This is a genomic window from Natrinema ejinorense (genome assembly GCF_002494345.1).
Lineage (GTDB): Archaea > Halobacteriota > Halobacteria > Halobacteriales > Natrialbaceae > Natrinema > Natrinema longum.
This window is the reverse complement of the sequence record NZ_NXNI01000001.1, coordinates 2,393,768-2,408,564: the sequence shown is the minus strand read 5'-3', so window position 1 is coordinate 2,408,564 and position 14,797 is coordinate 2,393,768. Positions and strand designations below refer to the sequence as shown.

The following is a 14,797-nucleotide window of genomic DNA, read 5'->3' as shown; positions in this document are numbered from 1 at the left end:
GGCCCGTTCCCGGCCCTGCGGGTCATCAGTCGGCACCGCTTGCGTGCCAATTGCTAAGTGTATTCACGCCGTCGGACCGCGTATGTGGCCCTCTCGGACCCGTACCGAGACCGTGACGTGTCTCGCCTGTGGTATCGAGTGCCCGCGCGACGAGGCCCGCGAGTACGACAAGCACGGTGACCGCTGGGATCGCGCGGACAAGACGTTCGAACACCTCTGTAAGTCCTGTCACCGCGAGCTGTGCCATCACCCGCGGGCCGAACTCGAGGGGCTCCTAGTCGAACTCGAGGCCGGCGAACGGGACCGAGACGCCTTTCTCGCGAGCTATCTCTCGGCTGTCGAGGAGCGGTACGGAACGCTCGAGGAGGAGTCCTGACCATCGCACACCGACAACACGTGACGGAGGGTGACCGATATCGGCCGTCTCCGACGACTTTCGACACCGAACTCGACTACCCGTTGGAGAGTGCGTCTTCCTCCAGCGACTCCGTTATGGGCTGTGAGTCGGTCACGAATTCGAAACGGGCTCCGCCGTCGGTGCCCTCGGTGACCCGAATCGACCAGCCGTGGCCCTCGGCGATCCGACTGACGATCGCCAGCCCGAATCCGGTTCCTGCCTCGGTCTTGGTATAGCCGTATTTGAGGACGTCCCGGCGGTCGTCGGCGGGAATTCCGGGACCGTCGTCTTCGACGAAAAACCCGTCCGCGACCGTTTCGACCCGCACGTTGACGTCCGACCCACCGTGCTCGATGGCATTTCGAAAGAGGTTCTCGAGCAACTGGAGGAACCGGTCCTCGTCGGCGACGATCGGTCGGTCGCTTACCACCGTCAGCGACGCCTCGCCGGTATCGACGTGCGTCCAGGCCTGTTCGACGGCCTGTTCGACGTCAACCCGCTCGGTTTCGCCGATCGCCTGGCCCTCGCGGGCCAGAACGAGGACGTCCCCGATGATCGTTTCGATGCGGTCGTGTGCGAACTCGATATCGTCGTGGTACTCGCAGTCGACGGCGTCCCTGGCCGCCTCGAGGTAGCCCTGTGCGATCGTGAGCGGGTTTCGGAGGTCGTGGCTCACGACGCCGGCGAACTCCTCCAGTTGGTCGTTCTTTCGCCGAATCTCGCGCTCGCGCTTCTTGCGTTCGGTGACGTCGCGGGTGTTCAGGACGACGCCGTCGACGAACGGGTCGTCGAGCAGGTTTCGACCGACCGTCTCGACGTCCCGCCACTCGCCGTCGGCGTCCCGGATCCGGTACTCCTCTCGCTCGCTCGAGGACGGTTCCTCGATGCCCTGGGAAAACGCGCCAGCGATCCGCTCCCGGTCGTCCGGATGGACGAACTCGGTGTAGTTTCGGTCCTCGAGCGCCGACGGATCGTACCCGAGCACGTTCGTGCTCGACGGGCTCTGATAGCGGATGACACCGTTGTCGTCGATGACCGTAATCAGGTCGGACGCGTTCTCGATGAGCGCCTGATATCGCTGTTCGACGGCGTGTTGGTCCGTCACGTCCCGGAGGAGGAGGAGTCGAAACCGCTCATCGTTCGAGAGTCGCTGGACCTGGACTTCGAACAACCGACGACGATCGCTGCTATCGACGGCGATTTGGGCGTGGTCGGTCGAGGGGCCGTCGCGAACGATCCGCATCACCTCGGGAAACACGGCGGCGATGTCGCGGCCGATGATCGACTCGTTGTCGTCGTCAGCGATCTGCGATCGAACGGCCGCGTTGACGTCTCGAACGCGATTCGTTTCGTCGATCACGAGGAATCCATCGCGCATGTTTTCGACGACCGCAGTGCGGGCGACCGGGACGACATCGAGGAGCTGGTGCTGAGAGATCGCGACGGCATACACGAGCCCGGAGACGACGAACGCGACCGGGGTGAAATCGAGGTTCCCCATCGGCCCCAGCTCGAGGAACCAGACGACGTTCGCTAACAGCGGAACGAAGATGCTGAGCAACACTGCGCTGGCTTGCATTCTGTAGACGTGGTTCGCTCTGTAGATGGTCCTGAGCAAGAAGCCGGCGCTGAGGACGAGAAGGCCGTACAGATACAGGACGTGAACGATTCCCATCGGACCGAACGTCCGATCGATCATGACGAGGTCGGAAACGACCGCAGTATCGACCCGTTGGGTGTACAGGTTCCGATACTGCGTCGTGAACAGGACGAACGCGACGATCGGTTCGATCGCGAGCACGAGGGCGGTTCGTCGGGACAGCAACCGCTCGTTCCCGGAGTAGGCGACGGCAAAGGTAAAACAGGACACGGAGACCAGTACAGCGCCGAGAAACGCCACCGTCAGCCACCCCCGTTTGGTCGAGACGGTCACACTCAGTAACTGCATCGCGTACGCTCCGGCCCAGAGCGCACAGCCGACGTTCAGGCCGACGAACGCCCGAACAGTCGGCTGGTGCATCGCATCCGTCCACACGACGACAGTGTAGACGGTTAACCCTCCCGCGAGGAGCACCGAGAGGAAGAGCACACCGACGTACGGAAGGATTTCTGGAGTGTACTGCCAGGTCATGTCTGGATAAGTGTCACTTAATGATTCTACCCCGGACATATACCTATTTTGGCCACCAAATCACTCGAAAATCGATTATATAAAATGATATAAATACAATAAATCCGGCCCATAGTCGGATTTACCAGCCCCCAATAAGCTACCGGCCGCTCGAACTGATTCGATTCGGATCCCGACACGACTTTCACCCTCACGTCCGTAGCCATCGCCATGAGTGACGACGCACAGGCCGACGCCGGAACGGTGGAAGGCCAGGGCCCAGTCGAGATCTCCGAGGATCTCGCGCGCCATCTCGAGAACAAGCGCGAGGAGCTATTCGAGAAGTTCGAACTCCGCGACGAGTTCCCGCCCGAGGTCTTGGAGGAAGCCGAGGCCCGAACGGAGGGCGTGACGGCGGAGATCAGCGACGAGATCGAGGACCGACAGGATCTCCGTGACCTGACGACCTGGACGACGGACCCGATCGACGCCCAGGACTTCGACGACGCCCTCTCGATCGAGGAACACGACGACGAGTACGTCCTCTGGGTGCACATCGCTGACGTAACCCACTACGTCAACCCCGAGACGGCGATGTGGGACGAGGCCGTCGAACGGGGTAACACGGTTTACCTGCCCGGCTACACGGTCCATATGCTGCCGCCGGTGCTTGCCGAGACGGTCTGCTCGCTGGTCCCCAACGAGGACCGACTGGCACACACCGTCGAGATGCACCTCGACAAGGAGACCCTGAGCTACGAGAACATCGAGATCTACAAGTCGGTCATCGAGTCCGACGAGCGGCTCACCTACGCCCAGGCCGAGAGCCGGCTCGAGGACCCCGACGCGCCGCTCCACGAGGAGAACGCGCTGGTCTACGACCTCGCCGAGCAGATGCACGAACAGCGCAAGGAGGACGGCTCGCTCGTTCTCAACCCGAGCCGCGATCGGGCCCACACCATCATCGAGGAGTGCATGCTCAAGGCTAACAAGGCCGTCACGCACGAACTCATGTGGAATCGCGGCGTCGAGGCGATGTACCGGGTTCACCCCCAGCCCAGTCCGGACGAGTGGTCCGAGGCCCTTCGGGAGATCCAAGATCTGGACGGCGTCTCGATCCCCGGCAGTACCTGGGACGACCCGCGAAAGGCCGTCAACGCGACGCTCGAGGAGGCACCCGGTCGCCAACTGGACAAGATCCAGTGGGCGGTGATGAAGGTGATGCCTCGAGCGCGGTACATGAACGACCCCTTCGGCGGCCACCACGCGCTGAACTTCGAGATCTACGGCCACTTCACGAGCCCGATCCGACGACTCAGCGACCTGATCAACCACTGGATCGTCTACCAGAACGACGTCCCCGAGAACCTCATCGAACTCTGCGATCGCGCGAGCGACAAACAAAAAGACGCAGAACAGTGCGAACGCGAGTACAAGACCTTCCTGCAGGAGGTCGGTCTCGATCCGATGGCGGTCAACAACCGCGGGATCGAAGTCGTCGACGAGGCGGAAGCGGAGAAGACGTTATAGAGCCGTCCTACCGATCCCGGCGCGATCAGATCGATTTCTCGTACACCCGCTCCTCGAGGTCCGTCCCCAGATCCGACGGTCGCGTCTCGACGTGCTCGAAGCCCGTCGACTCGTAAAAGGAGATCCCGATCTCGTTCGCAGCGAGGACCGCCAGCCGGAGCCGGTCGAACGCCGCCGGGAGTTCGGTCACGAGGGCGTCGAGTAACGCCGTCCCGGTCCCGTCGTTCCACTTGTCGGGTCGAACGTACAGGCGCGCGAGAAACGCGACCGACCGATCTTCCGGCCAGGGAACGGCGTGTGCGAATCCACGGGAGTCGGTTTCGCCCTCGGTGCCGGCCGCCGGCGGGTCCGAAGCGACGAGAAACGCGGCGTCGCGACGGCCGTTCGCCTCCGTAATCGAAGACTCGAGGTCCCCGATCGCGTACCACTCGTCGACGACGTCGTCGACCGTCTCGGGGCCGAGAAGGTCGTCGTAGGCGGCGTGCCAGCTTTGGCGCGCGATCTCGTGGATGACCCAGGCGTCGTCGACCGTCGCGTGCCGGACAGCTCGAGACACACTGAACGGTATCACAGCGGCCGGCAAAAAGCGACGCCCGATCGCCTTCGATCCGTTACGTTCGCCAGCGGCGACGAATCGGGGAGGGTCGCGTTTCCCTCGCATCGTACGAGAGCCGGCTGTGATTGCGGATTCGAACGGTCCGGTGGACCTGATCACGACAGAGTGGGAGGCGACGGCACCGTTCGAGAGACTATCGCGAAATCGCTTCGTCCTGCTCGTTGACGACGGTCTCGACCTCGTCGGCCGTGACGAGCGCGACGTCGCCGGGGATCGTTCGCTTGAGCGACGCGGTCGCGGCGGCGTACTCGAGGGCGGTCGAGACGTCGTCGCCGGCGAGCCGGCGGGCGATGAACGCGCCGGTGAAGGCGTCGCCGGTCCCGATCGGATCGACGGTGTCGGTCTCGTAGGCGTCGTGGTCGTGGACGACGCTGTCGTGCCAGCCGACCGCGCCCTCGGAGCCGCGGGTCACGACGACGGTCGTGAAGTCGTACTGGGAGCCGAGTTTGTGTGCGAGCTGTCTGGGATCGCCCTCGAACCCGAGGACCGTCCGCGCGTCGCGAGCGGCGATCACGAGCACGTCGATTCCCGGGAACAGCTTCGTCATGGTCTCTCTGGCCTCGTCGGGCGACCAGAGCTTGCGCCGGTAGTTGAAGTCGAAGGCGGTCGTCGTCCCGCCCTTCCGGGCCGCTTTGAGCAGGTTGAGCGTCGTGTCCCGAAGCGTCGTGGAGAGGGCAGGCGTGATACCGGTCGTAAAGAAGACCTTCGCGTCCTGAATCCGGTCGATGTCGAACTCGCGGGCCTCGGCCGTCGAGATCGCGGTGTTCTCCCGATCGTAGATCACGTTCGTCCCGCGGGGTTTGCCCGCTTGCTCGAGGTAGTAGGTCCCCTGGCGGCCGCGGTGGCTCCAGACGACGTCCGTCTCGATACCGTGGCTCCGGAGTTCGCCGGTGACGCGCCGCCCGAGCGCGCTTTCAGGGACTTTCGATATCCAGGTCGCGGACGCACCCAGTCGACTCGCCGCGATGGCGACGTTGCTCTCGGCTCCGGCGGCACGCACCTCGAACTCGGCTGCGTTCTCGAGGCGTTCGTGATCGGGTGGCGATAGCCGGAGCATCGTCTCACCGAACGTGACGATGTCGGTCTGGCTCACGGCTCGACCCTCCGGATCGATCGACAGCGAACGGCAGTCTCTCCGTCGGTCATACGCGGGACAACGGTCGGCGATGCTATAAGTTGTGGCGATTGTTGACGACCGGCCGATCAGTACGCCGAACGGAAGGTGGTCACCGATCCGCCGAGGGAGGTGACGAGGTGCAGTTTCGGACCGGTACTGTCGGGAGCAACTCCCGTCGCTGGATTACGCCGACGGCGGAGCGGTTTCGCTCGTACCGACTGCAGTCGACTTCCGCCGATAAGTCCAAGTAGTCACTGTCCCCTCACGTACTCGTGAGATCGTACGTTCCAGAGGGAAGCAATCCACAGAGACACCGTATGGGATCAAAAATCGAACATTCATCAAACTACACATAGCCTACAGCGTGGATTCTCTTCTATATCAACTTCCGAGAAGAAGGGATCGTACTTCGACGAAAGTAGAATCATATGAAGAGAGTCATATACGCCATCTCGTTGGTTTTGGCTGACTATCCTGATTTCAGCAGTGTCTTCGTTCTCAGCATGGTTGGACTGGGGTGTTTCTCACTAGCGCTGTTAGGCCTTGATTGGCTCGTCGGCGCACCTTACTCCGATATAGACGCGTATAGCTGACCGAGTACTCAGCGTTCAAGTTGGAAGGAGTTACTTCCTACAGCGACCGAGAAGCGAAAGACCTTCGATAATACTGCGCCGCAGGCCTCTCTGTATGCATACCCAGTGACACACCGGCGGGCGGCGTCCCATCGGAGAAGGGCATGTCGAGCCCGTCGGCGCTGGTCGTGTGTTGGATCGGTAGAAGTTCGGTCGTATCTTCCCAAGTGCCTCCGCACCGCTTCAACGACTCGGATTGACGGTGTCTTCCCTCGAACAGCATAGTCCCGCTAGCCGCTGCGTCGAGGGATATCTACCAGCAGTCTCCCTCCGTATTTCGAAACGACTGTTCGGTGCAGGCGTTCCACGCCGCGTTTCGCGGCGCGCCCTCAGTTCCGTCACAGAAGGGTATTGGGCAACTACCCAAGTCCGCCCAGCGGCGACGCGACCGACACCATCGTCGTCTCGCCGTCGCACTCGAGGATCACTTCGACCCCGAACGCCTCGAGCAAGTCACGTCCCGCTTCGATGTGGTCGGTCACGGCCGGCACCCGGACCCGTCCGCCGGCGACAGCGAGGAAGACGAGCAGCTGATCGGCCATGTGCCGATCGACCGGGGCCGCCCCCGCGAGAAAGCGGTTCGCGGCGTCGGCCGCGTCTTCGCCGACCCGCTCGGCCGGTTTCCCGCGTTCGCCGAGGGCGGAGACGCCGGCGATCCCGGTCCCGTGATCGATGCGAATCACGATCGCGGAGCCCGGCGAGGGACTGGCCGCGGCAGTTTCACACTGCGTTGCGAGTTCGGGGGCGTCCGAATCGAGCCGCTCGAGCGCCCCTTCCGCCTGCCGGTGGGCGACGTCGCGGTCGGCCAGCGATTCCGACTCGGTCGAGTAGAGGTGCAGGGCTTCGAGTGACCCTCGCTCGACGAGGTCGATCGGCTCGAGAGCGGACGGCTCGAGCCGGAGCATGACCTCGCCGCCGCCGTCGGGGTAGAACCCGCGACGACCGGCCTCGCACGCGGCCTCGAGGCCGAACCGTCGGACCAGCGGCAGTTTCACCGCCCGTAGGTAATCGAACGGCGGGGACCACGCCACGTCCGTCCCGCCGGTGATCGTCACCGACAGCGGCGACTCGAGGACCGTCACCAGCGGGAGGAGCGCATTGCAAAGCAGCGTCGCGCTGCCGGCGGTCCCGATGTCGGCGGCGTACTCGCCCCCCTCGAGCCCGCCGTCGCCCTCGAGTCCGGGGTCGAACGCGACGGTCTCCGAGCCGAGTTCCGCGCCCGAGACGTCGGCGTCACAGGCCTCGGCCATCGTTTCGAGGACCGCCAGATGCTGGTGGCGAAGCCCGGGCGTCGGCCGGTCGCCGCGGACGTTCTCGAGGCGAACGGGCTCGTTCGCGAGGACCGATAGCGCGAGCGCGGTCCGGAGGAACTGGCCGCCGGCGCTCGCACCGTCGAGTTCGCGTGGGGTCGTCATCGGTGGTGGTTCGGCCTCGAGTCACCTACCAGTGGCGCTCGCCGGTCACCGACCGCCTACGGCTCGGTCACGCAGAACCCGTTGCCCTCGGGATCTTCCAGTATCGTCCAGGTCGACGTCCGGGACGCGACCGTCTCGGTCTTGGTCTCGCGGACGGACGCTCCGAGGTCGCGGAGTCGGTCGACGGTCGCCTCGCGATCGTCCGTCGCCAGATCGAGGTGGATCGGCAGGTCCTGCTCTGTGCCTTTCGGTAACTCCTTGAACAGCAGATCCGGCCCGTCGCCGGGTCGATCGACGACCTCGGGATCGATCGACGGCGGGAGGTCCCGCCGTTCGCCGTCGAGCGCCGCCTCCCAGAACGACGCCAGTCGCTCCGGATCGTTACAAGCGAAAGTAATAGTTTTGATCTTAACCATGCGTCACAAGCATATCTCGGGCCCGATAAACGCCTACTGGAAACGGCAATTTCCGTCACTCTTCCAACCATTCGGCGCGTTCAGCTCGGTCGAATGCGGCGGGTTCGAGGACTCGTTCCCGCACCGCCGTCACCCATCGTCGGTCCCACTACCGACGGAGAATCGATCGAGCCACCCTCGTTTCCGGTTGGTGAAGTTTTTCGGTGCTCGGCCGGGGAATTGGAGCGACATGCGACTCTGGCACGATCCGCTCCGGCGTCGGTGGCTCCTGTGGGCGATACTGGGGGTTCTCTTCCTGTTGGTCAACGTCAGTCGACTCTCGACGGCGGTCCTCTCGGAGGATCTGATGGCCGCATTCGGCACGACCGGGACACAACTGGGCACGCTCCACGCCGTCTTCTTCTGGGTCTACGCGGCGATGCAGATCCCGTCCGGCCTGCTGGCCGACCGGATCGGCCCCCGGCTGACGGCCACCGCCGGGGCGGTCGTGATGAACGTCGGCGTCGTCTGGTTCTCGTTCGCGGAGGGGTATCTCGCGGCGACGCTGGCCCGCGGGCTGATCGGCCTCGGCGGGAGCGTGATCTTCGTCTGCGTCCTCCGGTTCTGTGCGAACTGGTATCGGACCGACGAGTTTGCGACGATGAGCGGCGCGACCTTCGCCGTCGCCGGCTTCGGCGGCGTCTTCGCGACGACGCCGCTCGCGCTCGCAGTCGGGCGGTTCGGCTGGCGATCGACGGTCGCCGGACTCGGTGTCCTCGGCCTCGCGGTGACCGTCGTCGCGTTCGCACTCGTCCGGAACTCCCCGAGCGCCGCCGGCTTCGAGCCGCTCGAGGGCGTCCCCGGACAGGAGGTCCTGACGAACGCCCAGCTCAAATCCTCTCTCGCCACCGTCCTCCGGGACCGCTGGCTCTGGGTCGTCAGCGCCATGCTGTTCTGTGCGACTGGGGTGAACATCACCCTGTTCGGGCTGTGGGGCGTGCCCTACGTCGTCCAGACCTACGACGTGACGGTGACCAGGGCCTCCACGCTGACCCTGTTGGGCGGCCTCGGGCTGATGATCGGCCCGCCGGCCATCGGCTGGCTGGCCGACCGCCTCGAGCGCCGGATCGAACTGATGGTCGTCGGCGGGGTCTGTTACACCGCCTGTCTCGCCCTGCTCGCGGTGGTCGGGAACCCGCCGCTGCCGGTCGTCGGCGCGGTGTTTCTGATCGCGGGGATCATGCTCGGCACGTTCGTGCTGGGGTACTCGGTCGTACAGGAACGCCACCCCAGCAGCGCGAGCGGTATTTCGACGGGGGCGGCAAACGCCGCGGCCTTTACCGGTGCGGCGATCTTCCCGACCTTGATGGGGCGGGTGCTCGACGCCTACTGGACCGGCGACCTCGTCGGCGGCGTCCGGGTCTACACGGAGACCGGCTACCGGATCGCGTTCGGAATCGCCACCGTCGCCGGCGCAATCGCCTTCTGTTGTACCGTCTGGCTGTACAGACACCGCCGCCGAACGACCGCCGAGGCCGACGATCCGGCCCTCGAGGGAGCAAGCGGCGAGTGAGGAGCAGACGGGAGCGGTCGTGAGGTCTAGCCGCCGTGACCAGGGTAGTCGCGCTCGAATCGATCTTCGATTTCGCTCTCGTCGAACTGGACGATCACCGGCCGGCCGTGTGGACAGGAATAGGGATTCTCACAGTCGTCTAGCGCCGCCAGCAGGTCGACGACCGATCCCTCCGTCAGCGACGTGTTTCCGGTGATCGACGGGTAGCAGGCCAGATCGCCGAGGAACTCGTCGGCCAGCGCGTCGACCGTTTCGGCCCCCGCCTCGCGGTCGCCGGCGACGAACGAGGCCAGCACGTCCCGCAGCCGGTCGGGCTCGAGGGTCGCCTCGAGCACCGCGGGGACGGTCGTCACGGCGACCGTGCGGTCGTCGACCCGATCGGCGTAGAACCCCAGTCGCGAGAGCGCCTCGCTGTACTGTTCGAACGCTTCGGCTTCGGCCGCCGTCAACTCGAGTTCGACGGGCGCTGCGAGCGCCTGCGCGCTCGGATCGTCCGCGAAAGCATCCTGCAAGCGCTCGTAGTTGACCCGCTCGTCGGCGGCGTGCTGGTCGATCAGGACGAGTCCGTCGGGTGTCTCACAGACCAGATAGGTGTCGCGGAGCTGGCCCAGCACCCGAAGCGAGGGCAGCGACTCGAACTCGGATCGCTCGCCCGTCGCGGCCTCGCCGGTCAGCGTCCGCTGTTCGGTGGCCGCGTCGAACTTGCGTCCGGGGTCGAGATCGCGATTTGGCTCCGCCGTCGAGTCGTGGTCCCGACCCGATGCCGGTGGAGCCGAACCCGTCCCCGGCGACCCGGCCGCGGAACGGCCACTCGTCTCGGAGCCCGTCGCTGCATTCGGTTCCGTCGCGGTCGTCGATCCCTCGTTCTGGCTAGTCGAGCGCGGGCGTTGATCCGCGGACCGATCAGCCACGGCGGTGTCCGAGCTGCTTGGGTCGGGTTCCGTCTCCCCGCTCGAGTCGCCGTTTCCACCCCCGCTCGCGGGGTCGGTTGTCGGCGGTTCGGCGTCCGCTCCGGCGGTCGACGCCGAGGTCCCGGATCCGGTCTCGCGGTCGCCGTCGGCCGATCCGTCGGCGGGCGATGTGGGGCCGGCGCTGCGCTCGAGCGTGGTCGGCTCCGAGTCGGGTGAATCGGCCCCGCGAGTTCCGGGTTCGACTCGCGCCTCGCCCGGTGCCGATCGACCGCGGGGGGCGCGAGACCGGAGGAGGCCGTGCTCGAGCAGGGCGCTCTCGACCGCGGCGTCGACCTGCCGGCGGACCGCGTCGTCGTCGTCGAAGCGGACCTCCCGCTTGCGCGGGTGGACGTTCACGTCGACCGCGTCGCCGGGGACCTCGAGGAAGAGCGACACGAAGGGGTAGCGGTCGCCGCCCAGTTGCGTCCCGTAAGCCCCCATGATTCCCTCGCGGACGGCGTCGGCCGTGACGGCACGGCCGTTGACGTAGGTCGCGAGGTAGTCCCGACTCGAGCGGTTCGTCTCCGGGTGGGAAACGAGGCCGGAGACGGACTCGAGGGGTCCCGGCGGGAGGTCGTCGCCGTCGGCGTCGACGGGGATCATCGCCGAGGCCACTTCGCGGCCGTAGACGGCCAGGACGGCGGCCTGCAGGTCGCCTTGGCCCGTCGTCGAAAACACCTCGCGGCCGTCGTGGGTCAGCGTGACCGCCACGTCCGGGTTCGCGAGCGCGTAACGCGTGACGACGCGGTTGACGTGGGAAAACTCCGTCGCGGTCGTCTTGAGGAACTTCCGGCGAGCGGGGGTATTGTAGAACAGCTCCTCGATCTCGACCGTCGTTCCCTCGGGACAGCCCGTCGGCTCGACGCTCGTCACGTCGCCGCCCTCGTAGACGAGTTCCGTCCCCGCGCCCTCGCTCTCGCGGGGTCGCGAGCGGATGGTCAGCCGCGAGACCGAGCCGATGGTGTGCAACGCCTCACCGCGGAATCCCAGCGTCGCGACGCCCGACTCGAGGTCCTCGAGCCCTTCGATCTTGCTGGTCGTGTGCTCGCGGACGGCTGCCCGGAGGTCCGCCTCGGACATGCCCTCCCCGTCGTCGGCGACGCGAATCAGCTCGGTACCGCCTTCCTCGACGGTGACGTCGACGCTATCGGCGTCGGCATCGAGGCTGTTCTCGACGAGTTCCTTCACCGCGCTGGCGGGTCGCTCGACGACCTCGCCGGCGGCGATGCGGGCGACGGTGGCTTCGTCTAACTGGTGGATGTCGGTGTCGTGCTTGGATGGGGTACTCTCGTCGCTCATAGTGGAGGTGGCGTCGGTAACGCGGTGGGTCCGACGCGCCGAACGTGGTGCCTACTCGTACAGAAGGCGGGTGGTTAGGTCTTACGTCCCGGTCGGTTCGACTCGAGCCGTCGGCAGACGGACTCCTGTCAGTGCCGGCCCAGCCGCGACCCGCCGAGGGGTGTGCCGGGAGCCAGTGACGGCAGACCGTCTCAGTCCTGCAGCCCCAGATCCTGCGACATCGAGTTGCCGGCGCGGGGCACGCCTTTCACCGTCACGGTCTCGCCGTTCATGAAGGAGGCGGCGGGGCTGGCGAGGAACTGTGCGACGTCGGCGATCTCCTCGCCGTGGCCGATACGGCGGTCGGTCTCCTCGCGGGGCGGCATGTCCTCGCTGTCGATGCCGAGCGTCTCGGCGACGCCGGGCGTCTGGATGAGACCGGGCGCGATACAGTTGACGCGGATGCCGTCTTCGGCCCATTCCGTGGCGAGCGTCTCGGTCAGTCGGATGATCGCGGCCTTGGACGCGCCGTAGTGGCTCTCGCCGGGCGCGGCGTGTTGTCCGTTGACCGACGAGAGGTTGATGATGACCCCGCCGTCGCCCTCGCGCATGACCTCGCCGGCGAGTTGCGTACAGTGGACGGTGCTGTTGAGGTTGAGGTCGACGATGGTCTTCCAGCCGTTCGCGGAGATGTCCTCGAAGGGCGCGACGAACTCCCCGCCGGCGTTGTTCACGAGGATGTCGACGTCGCCGAACTCCTCGACCGTCTCGTCGACGAGGGTCTGGACCTGCTCGCGCTCGCGGACGTTGCACTCGACGGCGAGCGCGTCGCCAGCGTCCGCGGCCTCGTTGATCCCCTCGGCGACCGGTCCCACGCGATCCATCGATCGCGAGCAGATCGCGACGTTCGCCCCGCTTGCCGCGAGTGTTTCCGCGATCGATTGGCCGATTCCCTGGCTCGCACCGGTGACGATGGCGGTCTTCCCTGCCACGTCGAACGTTGCTTCGTGCATCGTGCTAACTGGTCCCCTACCAGCCCATAGTTGTATCGATCCAACACGTCAGCCGTCGGCCGATCACGCGACCCGATCGAGTACCGTCGCGGTTCGAAATATAATGACTGACTCACACTGCGTCGCTCCGTAGCGGTTCGGTGGCTCGGGGACCGTCCGCCATCTCGGTTAGCCGCTGGCGTCGGCGCGCGGTACTTCGAGGCAGATCGTCGTTCCGTTCGAACCGGTCTCCTCGACGGTGATCGTGCCCCGTGAGAGCGTCGCGATCCAGTACACGAGCCAGAGCCCCATTCCGAGGCCGTGGTAGAGGGGTTCGACAGCCTGATCGCCGGTAAGAATCCGCGCTTCCTCCGCGGGAAGGCCGGGGCCGTCGTCGGTGATTCGTATCCGGACGGTCTCGGGCCGACGGTCGACGCGAAGCACGACGACCGGTTGCGATCGCTCGCCGTGGGCGAGTCCGTTCTCGACGAGTTCTCGAATCGCCGTTTCGAGGGCCGGGATCGCTGAGACGGTCACGGCGGACTCTCCCTCGAGCGTGATCTCGGCGTCGGGATACTCCGTCGCGACGGTTCGAATCACTCGACGGCACAGCGACTCGATCTCGATCGGGCCCGGGGACGGACGGTCGCTCAAGAGGCGAACGATCGATCGATGCTTGTCCGTGATTCCCAGCAAGTGGTCCGTCTCCTCGATGATCGTTTCCGCGGCGGTCTCGGCGTCGGTCGCCCCCTCGAGGAGCTGTTCGGCAGTGCCCCGGACGATGTTCAGTTGATTGGAGAGGTTGTGACGTAAGACCCGGTGCAACACCCGGAGTTGCCGGGTCGCTTCCTTGCGGTCGGTGACGTCCTGCTGGAAGCCGACGTAATTCATCACGTCGCCGTCGTCGTTCGCAACCGGGGCGATGGTAACCCGGTTCCAGAATTCGCTCCCGTCCTTGCGGTAGTTGCGGAGTTCGACCGTACACGGCCGCTCGGCGTCGATGGCCGCCCGCATCTCCGCGAGCGGTTCGGGTTCGGTTCGAGGCCCCTGCAGGAACCGGCAGTTTCGCCCGAAAGCGTCTTCGCGCGCGTAGCCGGTGAGCTGTTCGAACTGTTCGTTCGCGTAAATGAGGGGATTATCGTCGTCGGGCGCACTGAGGGTGATCCCGATCGGGGCCTCGTCGATCGCTCGGTTCTTCAACTCGAGTTCCCGTCGCCGTTCGGCGCGGCGGTGGTTCCGAAGGGCGCGGTGCACGACGTCTGCCACGTCACCGGCGAACCGGATTTCGGCGTCGCTCCACTCGCGAGTCCGTCCCACCTGTTCGTGACAGACCATGCCGATCACGTCGCCGTCGGCCCGGACCGTCGCGTCTAGCAGCGAGTCGATCCCCGCTGGCTCGAGATACGCCGCCGTCAGTTCCCGCGTTCGCGGATCCGACCGGGCGTCGACGGCACTGATGGACCGATGCGTTCGGAGCGCCTCGAAGTACGCGGGATAGTCGGCTGCGGTTAGTTCGGTCCCGGCAGCGTGCTCGTCCGTGCGTCCGTCGTACCGATCGACACAGCGGACGTGATCGCCGTCGAAGAGCCAGATACTGGCGCGCGTGCAGTCGACGGTTCGGACGGCCGTTTCCGTAATCGAGCGCACTGCATCGTCGAAGTCGCCGTCGACGACAGTCTCCTCTCGCATGAGTTCGAGGACCGCCTCGTGGTGGCGGCGGTCCCGCTGCCGGTCGCCGCCCTCGTTCTCGACTGTCATCGAGTCATACCATGTTTCGTATCGGATCGAAAGA

At 65.6% G+C, this 14,797-nt stretch carries 11 protein-coding genes; 3 read left to right on the top strand and 8 right to left on the bottom strand.

The features are described 5' to 3' along the window. Positions 1–82: 82 nt before the first annotated feature. Positions 83–376 (top strand): DUF7562 family protein, encoded by a 294-nt coding sequence (locus tag CP557_RS12015; protein WP_097380127.1) that lies wholly within the window; start codon positions 83–85, stop codon positions 374–376. Between the two features lie 76 nt (positions 377–452). On the opposite strand, the gene CP557_RS12010 is transcribed toward CP557_RS12015, so the two are convergent. Next, complete coding sequence (locus tag CP557_RS12010) at positions 453–2,528, bottom strand: histidine kinase N-terminal 7TM domain-containing protein (protein ID WP_097380126.1); 2,076 nt, start codon at positions 2,526–2,528, stop codon at positions 453–455. A 210-nt stretch (positions 2,529–2,738) separates the two neighbouring features. On the opposite strand from CP557_RS12010, the gene CP557_RS12005 reads away from it, so the two are divergent. Next, complete coding sequence (locus tag CP557_RS12005; RefSeq protein ID WP_097380125.1) at positions 2,739–4,037, top strand: RNB domain-containing ribonuclease; 1,299 nt, start codon at positions 2,739–2,741, stop codon at positions 4,035–4,037. Between the two features lie 25 nt (positions 4,038–4,062). Here CP557_RS12005 and CP557_RS12000 read toward each other — a convergent pair whose 3' ends face one another. The 4 genes from CP557_RS12000 to CP557_RS11985 all read right to left on the bottom strand — a co-directional run bounded on the left by CP557_RS12000 (position 4,063) and on the right by CP557_RS11985 (position 8,233). Continuing rightward, positions 4,063–4,593, bottom strand: coding sequence for a GNAT family N-acetyltransferase (locus CP557_RS12000; protein WP_097381624.1), 531 nt, complete (start codon positions 4,591–4,593; stop codon positions 4,063–4,065). A 193-nt stretch (positions 4,594–4,786) separates the two neighbouring features. Beyond that, positions 4,787–5,746: a bifunctional 2-dehydro-3-deoxygluconokinase/2-dehydro-3-deoxygalactonokinase gene (kdgK1, locus tag CP557_RS11995; RefSeq protein WP_097380124.1), complete on the bottom strand. Its 960-nt coding sequence runs from the start codon at positions 5,744–5,746 to the stop codon at positions 4,787–4,789. A 1,015-nt stretch (positions 5,747–6,761) separates the two neighbouring features. Next, a complete protein-coding gene (rtcA, locus tag CP557_RS11990; protein WP_097380123.1) occupies positions 6,762–7,817 on the bottom strand; it encodes an RNA 3'-terminal phosphate cyclase in 1,056 nt (351 codons plus the stop codon). 56 nt (positions 7,818–7,873) lie between these two features. Then, positions 7,874–8,233, bottom strand: coding sequence for a VOC family protein (locus tag CP557_RS11985; RefSeq protein ID WP_097380122.1), 360 nt, complete (start codon positions 8,231–8,233; stop codon positions 7,874–7,876). Positions 8,234–8,462: 229 nt separating this feature from the next. On the opposite strand from CP557_RS11985, the gene CP557_RS11980 reads away from it, so the two are divergent. Beyond that, entirely contained in the window at positions 8,463–9,785 is a 1,323-nt protein-coding gene (locus CP557_RS11980) for an MFS transporter (protein WP_097380121.1), read from the top strand. Positions 9,786–9,811: 26 nt separating this feature from the next. Here the strand turns inward: CP557_RS11980 and mutL are convergent, their stop codons facing one another. The 3 genes from mutL to CP557_RS11965 all read right to left on the bottom strand — a co-directional run bounded on the left by mutL (position 9,812) and on the right by CP557_RS11965 (position 14,763). Continuing rightward, positions 9,812–12,034, bottom strand: coding sequence for a DNA mismatch repair endonuclease MutL (gene mutL, locus CP557_RS11975; RefSeq protein ID WP_097380120.1), 2,223 nt, complete (start codon positions 12,032–12,034; stop codon positions 9,812–9,814). A gap of 191 nt (positions 12,035–12,225) precedes the next feature. Next, a complete protein-coding gene (locus CP557_RS11970; protein WP_097380119.1) occupies positions 12,226–13,026 on the bottom strand; it encodes an SDR family NAD(P)-dependent oxidoreductase in 801 nt (266 codons plus the stop codon). A gap of 168 nt (positions 13,027–13,194) precedes the next feature. After that, a complete protein-coding gene (locus tag CP557_RS11965; RefSeq protein ID WP_097380118.1) occupies positions 13,195–14,763 on the bottom strand; it encodes a PAS domain-containing protein in 1,569 nt (522 codons plus the stop codon). Between the last annotated feature and the right edge of the window lie 34 nt (positions 14,764–14,797).